This is a genomic window from Amycolatopsis dendrobii, from assembly GCF_014145675.1.
In the GTDB taxonomy this organism is placed as follows: Bacteria; Actinomycetota; Actinomycetes; order Mycobacteriales; family Pseudonocardiaceae; genus Amycolatopsis; species Amycolatopsis dendrobii.
This window is the reverse complement of sequence record NZ_JACGZW010000002.1, coordinates 860,481-871,745: the sequence shown is the minus strand read 5'-3', so window position 1 is coordinate 871,745 and position 11,265 is coordinate 860,481. Positions and strand designations below refer to the sequence as shown.

General features: G+C 71.4%; 1 protein-coding gene. It reads right to left on the bottom strand.

Translation table 11 applies throughout. From position 1 onward, the window contains the following. The coding region (locus tag H4281_RS08125; RefSeq protein ID WP_182890202.1) for a type I polyketide synthase at positions 1-11,133 on the bottom strand (11,133 nt) is incomplete at its 3' end. Positions 11,134-11,265 lie beyond the last annotated feature (132 nt).

Genomic DNA, 11,265 nt, shown 5'->3' with positions numbered 1-11,265 from the left:
AAAAACGACATCCCCCGACTCCGCAGCCAGCTCCGCAGGCACCTCGCCCGCCGCCACCGCGTCGAGGCCGCGAAGCAACTCGTCCCGGTCACGCCCCACCACCGCGGCCCGGCGCGCCAATGCCGCCCGAGCCGTCGCCAGCGAAAACGCCACCTCGGTCAGACTCGTCCCGTCCCGCAGCCGACCCGCCAACCGGCGAGCCTGCTCGCGCACCGCCGCCTCGCTCTTGCCCGACAAGACCAACGGCACCACGGCCAATTCGCGGCCCGGATCCGCAACGGGCACGTCCGGAACCTGCTCCACGATCACGTGCGCATTGGTCCCGCTGATCCCGAACGAGGAAATCCCCGCCCGCCGCGGCCGGTCTGCTTCCGGCCACTCCCGGGCCTCCGCCAGCAACTCGACCGCACCCGCCGACCAGTCCACATGCGACGAAGGCGCATCAATGTGCAGGCTCCGCGGCAAAATCCCGTGCCGCATCGCCAGCACCATCTTCAGCACGCCAGCGACACCCGCCGCCGCCTGAGTATGCCCGATGTTCGACTTCACCGACCCGAGCCACAACGGCTCGTCACGACCCTGGCCGTAAGTCGCCAAAAGAGCCTGCGCCTCAATCGGATCACCGAGCCGAGTCCCCGTCCCGTGCGCCTCCACAGCGTCCACATCAGACGTTGTCAATCCGGCATTCGCCAACGCAGCCCGAATCACCCGCTGCTGCGAAGGACCATTCGGCGCCGTCAACCCATTCGACGCACCATCCTGATTCACCGCAGAACCCCGCACCACCGCCAACACTCGGTGTCCGTTCCGCCGAGCATCAGACAACCGCTCCACCAACAGCAGCCCAACACCCTCACCCCAGCCAGTACCGTCCGCCGCCTCAGCGAACGGCTTGCACCGACCATCCGGAGCCAGCCCACGCTGCCGGGAAAACTCCACAAACGTCTCAGGCGTCGACATCACCGTCACCCCGCCAGCCAAGGCGAGCGAACACTCGCCCGACCGCAGAGACTGCACGGCGAGATGCAACGCCACCAACGACGACGAACACGCCGTATCCACCGTCACCGCAGGACCCTCGAACCCGAACACATACGAGACCCGGCCCGACAGCACGCTCGCCGCGTTCCCGGTGATCCGATGCCCCTCGGCCTCGTCGCCAGACCGGTCGTAGCTTCCGTACCCGGAAGAACCCGCCCCGACGAACACTCCGGTCGCGCTGTGGCGCAACGAATCCGGATCGATGCCCGCCCGTTCGAACACCTCCCACGACGTCTCCAGCACCAACCGCTGCTGCGGATCCATCGCCACCGCCTCGCGCGGACTGATCCCGAAGAACCGCGCGTCGAAGTCCGTTGCCTCGTAAAGGAATCCGCCCTCGCGGGCATAACTGGTGCCGCGGTGTTCCGGATCCGGGTCGTACAGTCCTTCCACGTCCCAGCCGCGGTTGCCGGGGAATCCCGCGATCACGTCGGCCTCGCTGGAGACCAGGTCCCAGAACTGCTCCGGCGAACTCACGCCGCCCGGGTAGCGGCAGCCCATCGCCACGATCGCGATCGGATCGCCGTCCACCGCACCTGCCGAAACCGTCACCGGCGCTTCCGCTCCCGCCAGCAGCGTGCGCAGGTGCTCGGCGAGCGCGCGCGGGGTGGGATGGTCGAACACGACGGTGGAGGCCAGCCGGGTCCCGGTCACCGTGTTCAGCCGGTTGCGCAATTCGACCGCGGTCAGCGAATCGGCGCCCAGTTCCCGGAAGGTCTTGGCCGCTTCGACCGACTCGGCCGAGCCGTGTCCCAGTACCCGCGCCGTTTCTTCCCGCACCAGGCCGAGCAGCAGCCGGTCCTGGTCGCTCCGGGACTGGCCCGCCAGCCGCTGCTCAAGCGAGGACTCCGCGGGTCGTCCGGCGGCGGAACGCCGGACCGGTCGCCGGACCAGCCCGCGGAAGAGCGAGCCGCTGACCGCGCTCAGATCGAGCGGCACCGGCGCGAGGAGCGCGCGAGCACTGCCGAGTGCCGCGTCGAACAGCGCGAGGCCTTCCTCGTCCGACAACGGCCGGATCCCGTCCCGGGCCAGCCGCGCGAGGTCGGTCTTGCCCAGCAGATCCACCATGCCGCCGGAGCGCTCCCACACGCCCCACGCCAGCGACACCGCCGGGAGACCCTGCGCCCGGCGCTGCTGCGCGAGCGCGTCCAGGAACGCGTTCGCGGCGGCGTAGTTGCCCTGCCCGGGCCCGCCGATCAGGCCCGCGATCGAGGAGAACAGGACGAACGCGCGCAGGTCGTGCCCGCGAGTGAGCTCGTGCAGATTCAGCGCCGCGTCGGCCTTCGGCCGCATCACCGCCGCCACCCGGTCCGGGGTCAACGACTCGAGGAGACCGTTGTCCAAGGCGCCGGCGGTGTGGATGACGCCGGTCAAGGGATGCTCGGCCGGAATCGCGGCCAGCACCCGCGCCAGCGCGGCACGGTCCGCGGCGTCACAAGCCGCCACCGTCGCTTCCGCGCCGAGCGCAGCCAGCTCGGCGGTCAGCTCCGCGGCTCCCGGTGCGTCCGCGCCGCGGCGACTGACCAGCACCAGATGCCGGACCCCGTGCTCAGCCACGAGATGCCGGGCCACCAGACCGCCCAGCGCACCGGTGCCGCCAGTGATCAGCACTGTTCCCTCAGAAGCCAGCTCCGCGGCCGAACCCTCTTCGGCCAGTACGCGCGCCAGCCTCGGCACTCGCACCACGCCGGCGCGCACCGCGAGCTGCGGTTCGCCGAGGTTCAGCACCTCGGGCAACCGCTCCAGCGAGGCCGGGCTGTCGTCGAGGTCGAGCACCACGAACCGGCCCGGGCTCTCCGACTGCGCCGACCGCACCAACCCCCACGACGCGCCCGCCGCGAGATCCCGGACGCTCTCGTGCGGCTCCGCGGCCACCGCCCCGCGCGTCACCACGACCAGCCGCGAATCCGCGAACCGCGCCGTCCCCAGCCAGGTCTGTGCCACTGCCAAGAGTTCAGCCGGCGGACGGCACTCCACGAACACCACGTCCGGCGTCGCCCCGCTGTCCACCAGCGCGGCCAGATCCGGGTACCGGTCGGCCTCGATGCCAAGCTCGCCCAGCACCGCCCAGCCGCCAGTCTCGGCCGCGGCGCCCACCGGCACCTCGGCCCACTCCAAGCCGAACAACGACTCCACGAATCCGGCCGCACGTCCCAGCTGCTCCGCGGGCCGCAGCTTTACCGAGTCGACAGCCGCCACCGGCGCACCCGCCGCATCAGCGAGTTCGACCGAGACCTCGTCCGGGCCGACGGGAGAAAGCTTCACCCGCAAGCTCGACGCACCCGAGGCGTACACGGTCACGCCGGACCAGGAAGCCGCCAACCGATCGGCCTCGGCCCCGAGGTGCACCGCCGAGTCCAGCAGCGCCGGATGCAGCGCGAACGCGCCGGCGTCGGTCTCGTCGGGCAAGGCGACCTCGGCGTATACGACGTCGCCCTGCCGCCACGCCGCGGTCAGCCCCTGGAACATCGGGCCGAACGACAACCCCAAGTCGGCCTTGCCGCGAGAGAAGTCCTCGATCGGAACGGCGGACACGCCGCGCGGCGGCCACTCCGCCAGCTCGAACTCCGGCGCGGTCCCGCCCGGCGAAACGAAGCCGTCGACGTGCTGGATCCACGGCTGGTCCGAGCCGTCCGGGCGGGCATACACCGCCACCGGCCGAACGCCGCCCGCCGCGGGCTCGCCCACCTTGACCTGGACCTGAACCCCGCCACGCGGCGGCAGCACCAGCGGCGTCCGCACCGTCAGCTCGTCCAGCGCCGCGCATCCGGCCTGGTCGGCCGCCCGCACCGCCAGCTCCACGAACCCCGCCGCCGGGAACCGCGCCGAGCCCCGCACCACGTGCTCGGCCAGCCACGGCTGGGTCTCCGCCGACAACCTGCCGGTCAGCACGACGCCGTCCGAATCCGGCAACGGCAGCGCCGCGCTCAGCAGCGGATGCTCGGCCGGAGCCAGCCCCATGCCGCGAGCGTCTCCGGCGAGGTTCGGCATGAGCCAGTACCGCTGCCGCTGGAAGGCATACGTCGGCAGCGAAACCCGGCGCGCGCCGGTACCCGCGAAGAACGCGTTCCAGTCCACTGTGGAACCGGAGACGAACAACCGGCCGACAGCCTCAGTCAACGCCGTCGGCTCGTCGCGGTCCTTGCGCAACACCGGAATCAGCGCCGCGTCGGAGTCGAGGGAATCCCCGATCATCGCGGTCAGCACGCTGCCGGGGCCGATCTCGACGAATCGCGCCACACCCCGCGCCGCCAGCGTGCGGACCCCGTCGCCGAACCGCACGGTCTCCCGCACGTGCCGCACCCAGTATTCGGCCGAAAACTCAGCGATCAGCTCACCGGACACATTGGACACGACCGGAACGCGCGGTGCGCGGTACTCGACGCCCTCGGCGACCCGGCGGAACTCCGCCAGCATCCCGTCCATCCGATGCGAGTGGAACGCGTGACTCACCCGCAGGCGTTTGACCTGCCGTCCACGTGCTTCCCAGTGCCCGGCGATCTCCAGCACTCGGTCCTCGTCACCGGAAACCACCACCGAACCGGGCGCGTTGACCGCCGCGAGGCTCGCCCGTGCGTCCGGACCGGACAGCATCGGCGCGACTTCGGCCGCGTCGGCCTGGATCGCCGCCATGGCCCCGCCCGCCGGGAGAGCCTGCATCAACCGGCCGCGCGCCGCGACCAGCGCGACGGCGTCGGCCAGGTCGAGGACCCCGGCGAGATGCGCCGCCGCCAGCTCGCCCACCGAATGCCCGCCCACGAAATCCGGGGAGATCCCCCACGACTCCAGCAACCGGGCCAGCGCGACCTCGACCGCGAACAGCCCGATCTGGGTCCACTCCGTCTGGTGGACCAAGTCCGCGGCTGGCGAGCCGTCGGCGGCGAACACCACATCCCGCAGCGCCCGCGCCGAAGACCGATCGAATCGCTCGCACACCGCGTCGAACGCTTCGGCGAACACGGGGAACCGCTCGTACAGCTCGCGGCCCATTCCTGGCCGCTGCGAGCCCTGGCCGGCGAACACGAACGCGGTCTTGCCCTCGACCGGCTTCCCGGCTCCGGCGAGCGAGTCCAGTCCGGCCAGCAGCTCCGCGGTGTTCTCGCCGGTCACGACCGCGCGATGGTCCAGCGCGGCCCGCCCGGCAGCCAGCGAGAACGCCACGTCCAGCGCCGGCTGCCCGGCAGCGGAGGCGAGCCTGCTCGCCTGGTCCCGCAACGCTTCTGGGGTCTTGGCCGAGAGCACCCACGGTACGACGGCCAGCTCGCGGTCCGGCTGATCCCGCGGCGGCACAGCGTCCGGTGCCTGCTCGACGATCACGTGTGCGTTGGTCCCGCTGATCCCGAACGACGAAACCCCCGCCCGGCGTGGCCGGTCCGCACGCCATTCCCTGGCTTCGGACAACAGCTCGACCGCGCCGGCCGACCAGTCCACATGCGACGACGGCGCGCCGAGATGCAGGCTCCGCGGCAAAATCCCGTGCCGCATCGCCAAAACCATCTTCAGCACCCCGGCGACACCGGCCGCCGCTTGGGTGTGCCCGATGTTCGACTTGACCGAGCCCAGCCACAACGGCTGCTCCCGGTCCTGGCCGTAAGTCGCCAGGATCGCCTGCGCCTCGATCGGATCACCGAGCCGGGTGCCCGTCCCGTGCGCTTCGACAGCGTCCACATCAGACGGTTCCAGCCCGGCATTCGCCAGCGCCGCCCGGATCACCCGCTGCTGCGACGGACCATTCGGCGCGGTCAGCCCGTTCGACGCACCGTCCTGGTTCACCGCACTGCCGCGCAGCACGGCCAGTACCTCGTGTCCGTTGCGTCGCGCGTCGGAAAGCCGTTCCAGCAAAAGGATCCCCACGCCCTCGGAGAACCCGGCCCCGTCCGCGGCCGCCGAGAACGACTTGCACCGCCCGTCCGACGCCAGCCCGCCGTTGCGCGCGAACTCCTCGAAAACCGCGGGATTCGACAACACGGTCGCCCCGCCGGCCAGCGCCAGCGAGCATTCGCCGGACCGCAGCGACTGCGCCGCCAGATGCAGGGCCACCAACGACGACGAACACGCCGTGTCGACGGTGACCGCGGGCCCCTCGAACCCGAACACGTACGACACCCGGCCGGACGCGACGCTCCCGGCGCTGCCATTGCCCAAATAGGCCGCCACACCATCAGGAACCGCACCGAGGCGGGCTCCGTAATCGTGATACATCAGACCCGCGAACACGCCGGTCGCACTGCCCCGCAACGACTCCGGGTCGATGCCTGCCCGTTCGAAGACCTCCCACGACGTCTCCAGCAGCAGGCGCTGCTGCGGATCCATCGCCAACGCCTCACGCGGCGAAATCCCGAAGAACGCCGGATCGAACTCTCCCGCGCCGGACAGGAAGCCGCCCTCGCGGGTGTATCCGGTGTTCGACAGCTGCCAGCCGCGGTCGGCCGGGAACGCGGACACGGCGTCGCGTCCTCCGTCGAGCAGGTCCCAGAAGGCTTCCGGAGTGTCGATGCCCGACGGAAAACGGCAGGCCATCGACACGATCGCGATCGGTTCGTCCGGCTCCGCGCGCACCGCGGCCGCTCCGGCAGGCCCGGCTTCGGTTCCGAACAGCTCCGCGCGGAGGAACACGCTGACCGCGGCCGGGGTCGGATGGTCGTACTGCAAGGTCGTGGGCAGCCGCCGCCCGAGTGCGGTGACCAGCTGGTTGCGCAGTTCGACCGCGGTGAGCGAGTCGAAGCCCAGTTCGCGGAAGGTCAGATCCGGCTTGATCGCCTCGGCGTTCTCGCGTCCGAGCACCGCCGCGGCACGGGAGCGCACGAGTTCCAGCAGCGCTTCTTCCTGCGCGGCCGGTGCCGCCGCGGTCAGCTCGCGGACGAATTCGGTACCGGTCACGACGGATTCGGCGGCATCCGTCCTGTCTCGCAGGACCCGAGCGGCGGACGGCACCCGGTCGAACAAGCTGCTGGGACGGCTGGAAACGAAGGCCGGAACGAACCGCGCCCAGTCGACGTCGGCGATCGCGATCGTGGTCTCGCCGCGGCCGACCGCTTGCGCCATTCCGGCGAACGCGGTGTCCAGGTCCATGAACGACAGCCCGAGGCGGCGTGCCGATTCGCGCTCGCGCGGGTTCGGCGACTCCAGCATTCCCCACGCGACGGACGTCGCGGTGCGCCCGGCCTCGCGACGCTGCCGGGCCAGTGCGTCGAGGTAGCTGTTCGCGGCGGCATACGCGCCGAAGCCCGCACCGCCCCACACCCCGGCGACCGACGAGAACATCACGAACGCGTCCAGTTCCTGGTCACCGAGCAGGGCGTCCAGGTTGGCGGCGCCCAGTGCCTTCGCCGCGACGCTCTCGGCGAATTCCTCGGGGCTGGTCTCGGCCAATGTGGTCGGCCGCAGCACCGCCGCCGCGTGAACCACAGCCCGTACCTGGTCGCCGTCGGCGGCCAGGCCGGACAACAGCGTTCGCAGTGCGTCGCGGTCGTTGACGTCGCACGCGGCGATCGTGACCCGCGCAGCCAGCTCTTCGCGTAGCGCGGCCATGCCCTCCGCCGCCTCGCCACGTCGGCTGACCAGCACCAGATGCTCGGCCCCCTGCCGGACCAGCCACCTGGCGATCGACGGTCCGAGTTCCCCGGACGCCCCGGTGACCAGGACCGTGCCGCGCGGCGTCCAGGACTCGCGGCTGTCCTCGCCGAGCGGAGCGGGTTCGAGGCGGCGGCCGAGCAATCCGGACGCACTCAGTGCGAGCTGGTCCTCGCCCTCGATGCCACCCAGCGCTTCGGCCAGCCGGGCGCGGGCCCGGTCGTCGAAGGTGCCGGGCAGGTCGATCAGCCCGCCCCAGCGACCGGGGTGTTCAAGTGCGGCGATCCGGCCGAGCCCCCACACCATGGCCTGCGCCGGGCTGGCACCGGACACCGCGTCCGCCGTCGCCGCCCAGATCCGCGCGGGAGCGGCGAGCGCGGCCTCGGCCCGGATCAACGCGAGCGTCCCGGCCAGCCCCACGCTGAGCGCCGGCTGCCGGGGATGCGGCCGCTCGTCCAAGGCCCACAGGGACAACACCCCGGCGAACGGTGCGGATTCGAGCACTTCGGGCAGCGTCTCGGTGTCGTGCTCGCTGACCTCGGCCACCTGGGTTTGCGCGCCGCGCTCGGTCAGCGCGCGAACGCACCCTTCGACACGCGGATCGTCAGCCGAGCCTCGCGGCACGAGCACCAGCCATTGCCCAGCCAAAGCCTCCGCCGCCCGGCCGGTGATCGGCCGCCAGCCGACGCGATACCGCCAGAAGTCCACTGTGGACAGATGGGTCTCGCGGCGGTGCCAGGCCGCCAGCGCGGGCAACGCGGCGTCCAGCGTCGTCGCGCCGTCCACGTCCAGCACGGAGGCCAGCTCGCCGCGGTCCACCGCGGCCCAGAACTCCTCGTCGAGCGGACGCCCGCCCGGTTCGAGCGCCGCTGGTTCCGGCCAGTACCGCGCCCGCTGGAAGGCATACGTGGGCAGGTCGACCCGGCGGGCCGCGGGCAGGGCGGCGGCCCAGTCGATCCGGACGCCGCGAACGTGCGCCTCCGCGGCCGAGGACAGCAGCCGCTGGTGGTCGCCTTCGCCGAGGCGGAGGGTGTGCACGGCGGCGACCTGCGCGCCATGGTCGTCGGCGATCTCCTGGACCGGGACCGAGAGCATGGGGTGCGGCCCGGGTTCGACGAAGACGTCGAAACCCTCGTCCAGCAAGGTGCGCACGGCCTCGTCGAAACGCACGGTCTGGCGGAGGTTCCGGAACCAGTAGTCCGCGTCCAATTCGGCGGTGTCCAGGAACCCGCCGGTCACCGTCGAGCAGAACCGGATCGGCGTGCTCCGCGGCGCGATTTCGGCGACCGCGTCTCGCAACTCGGCGCGAACCGACTCGATCTGCGGCGAATGCGAGGCGAAGTCCGCCTGGATGCGGGCCGCCCGCACCCCGGTCTCCGCCAGGGTCTCGGCCAACCGGTCGATCGCCTCCGGACTGCCCGCGACCGTGACCGTGCGGGGCCCGTTCACCGCGGCGACGGCCACTCCGTCGCCCGCTTCCGCCAGCAGCCGCTCGACGTCGGCCACCGGCGCGGACACCGACAACATCGCGCCGTGCCCGGACAGCTTCGCCGCGATGAGCTGGCTGCGCGAGGCGATCAGCCGCGCCGCGTCCTCGAGCGCCAACGCCCCGGCGACGTGCGCCGCGGCGATCTCGCCTTGCGAATGGCCGATCACCGCGGACGGCACGACGCCCAGCGAGCGCCACACCGCCGCCAGCGACACCATCACCGTGAACAGCGCAGGCTGCACTACGTCGACCCGCGACAACGGCGGCGCTCCTCGACGGCCCCGCACGACGTCGATCAACGACCAGTCGAGGTAGGGCTCGAACGCTTCCGCGCACGCCGCGACCGATTCCGCGAACACCGGCGACGATTCCCACAGGCCGGCGCCCATGCCCTTCCACTGCCCGCCCGCGCCGGAGAACACCAGCACAGTCCGCCCGCTGGCGTCCGCGGCACCGCGCACCACGTCCGGGTGCGCGCCGCCGGTGGCCACCGCGTTCAGCCCAGCAACCAAGTCCGCACGATCGTCCCCGACCACGACGGCGCGCTGCTCGAACGCCGATTTCGCGGCCAGCGAGTACGCCACGTCCGCCGTCGCCAGTTCCGGATGCTCGCGGACGTGCTCAGCCAAGACCGCCGCCTGCGCGCGCAACGCCGCCTCAGACCGGCCGGAAACCACCCACGGCACCGGTACCTTCGCGGTCTCCGTCTCGAGTGCTTCCGGCGTCGGCGGCTCGGCTAGCACGACGTGACAGTTGGCGCCGCCCATGCCGAACGCGCTCACTCCCGCGACCAGCGGCTGGTCCGCCCTCGGCCAGTCAGCCAGTTCGTTCTGTACCCGCAAACCCCATTCCGGCAAGGGAATCGCCGGATTCCGGGTCTCGTAGTTGAGGCTTGGCGGAATCCTCCGGTGCTTGATCGCGAGCACTGCCTTGAGCAGCCCGGCGATCCCCGCGGCCGCGCCGAGATGACCGATGTTGGTCTTGATCGAGCCGACGCGCAGCGGAAAGTCGGCGTCACGGCCGGTGCCCAGCACCGCGCCCAGCGCGGCGGCCTCGACGGGATCGCCCGCCTTGGTGCCGGTGCCGTGCAGTTCCACGTACTGCACGGCCGAGGGAGCCACGCCCGCGCTCCAGTACGCCGAGCGCAGGTTTTCTTCCTGTGCGACGGGATTCGGATCGGTCAGCCCGTTGCCCCCGCCGTCGTGGTTCACCGCGCTGCCGCGGATCACGCAGTGCACGAGGTCGCCGTCCTCGATCGCGCGGGAAAGCGGCTTGAGCACGACCGCCCCGCCGCCCTCGCCGAGCACCGTCCCGTCCGCCCTGGCGTCGAACACAAAACACCGGCCAGAGGGCGACAACGCGCCGAGTTTCGCCAGTGCGGCAGTGTTTTCCGGGGTCACGGCGAGGTGCACTCCGCCGGCGATCGCCAGCGAAGCCTCTCCCCGGCGCAGGCTCTCGCACGCGAGGTGCACCGCCGTCAGCGAGGACGCCTGTGCCGAATCGACGGTGAGGCTGGGGCCGTGCAGGCCGAGCACGTACGAGACGCGGTTGGAAATGATGCCGCGGCCGGTTCCGGTGGCAGTGTGGTGCGTGAGCCCGCCGCGCAGCAGCAACCGTTCGTAATCCCCGGAACTCGCGCCCACGAAGACCCCGGTGCGGCTTCCGCGCAGGCGATCGGCGGCGAAACCCGCTTCTTCGAGCGCTTCCCAAGCCAGTTCGAGCATCAGCCGCTGCTGCGGATCCATTGCCACGGCCTCGCCCGGCGAGATGCCGAAAAAGGCGGGATCGAATCGGTCGATCGCGTCCAGGAAACCACCTCGGCGATATTCCGCGTTTCCCTTTTCGGGAAAATCGCGGACATCCCATCGGTCGGCCGGGACTTCGACGATAGCGTCCGAGCCATTTTCGAGCAATCGCCACAGCGCGGCCGGCCCGGCGGCCCCCGGCAGCCTGCACGCGATACCGACGACCGCGATCTCCTCGCCGGTCAGATCCGGCATGGAGTTTCCCGCGCGAAACAGATCTGTCACGGCAGTACTCGACCCCCACAATCCGCACGTCGTTGGCACATCACAGCAGCAGCGACGAACCGCGGCGTTCCGCGCGCGCAGTCGTCGCCGGATCTCGGCAGCATCGGGCCTGGCCGCGACACTGCGAACGAA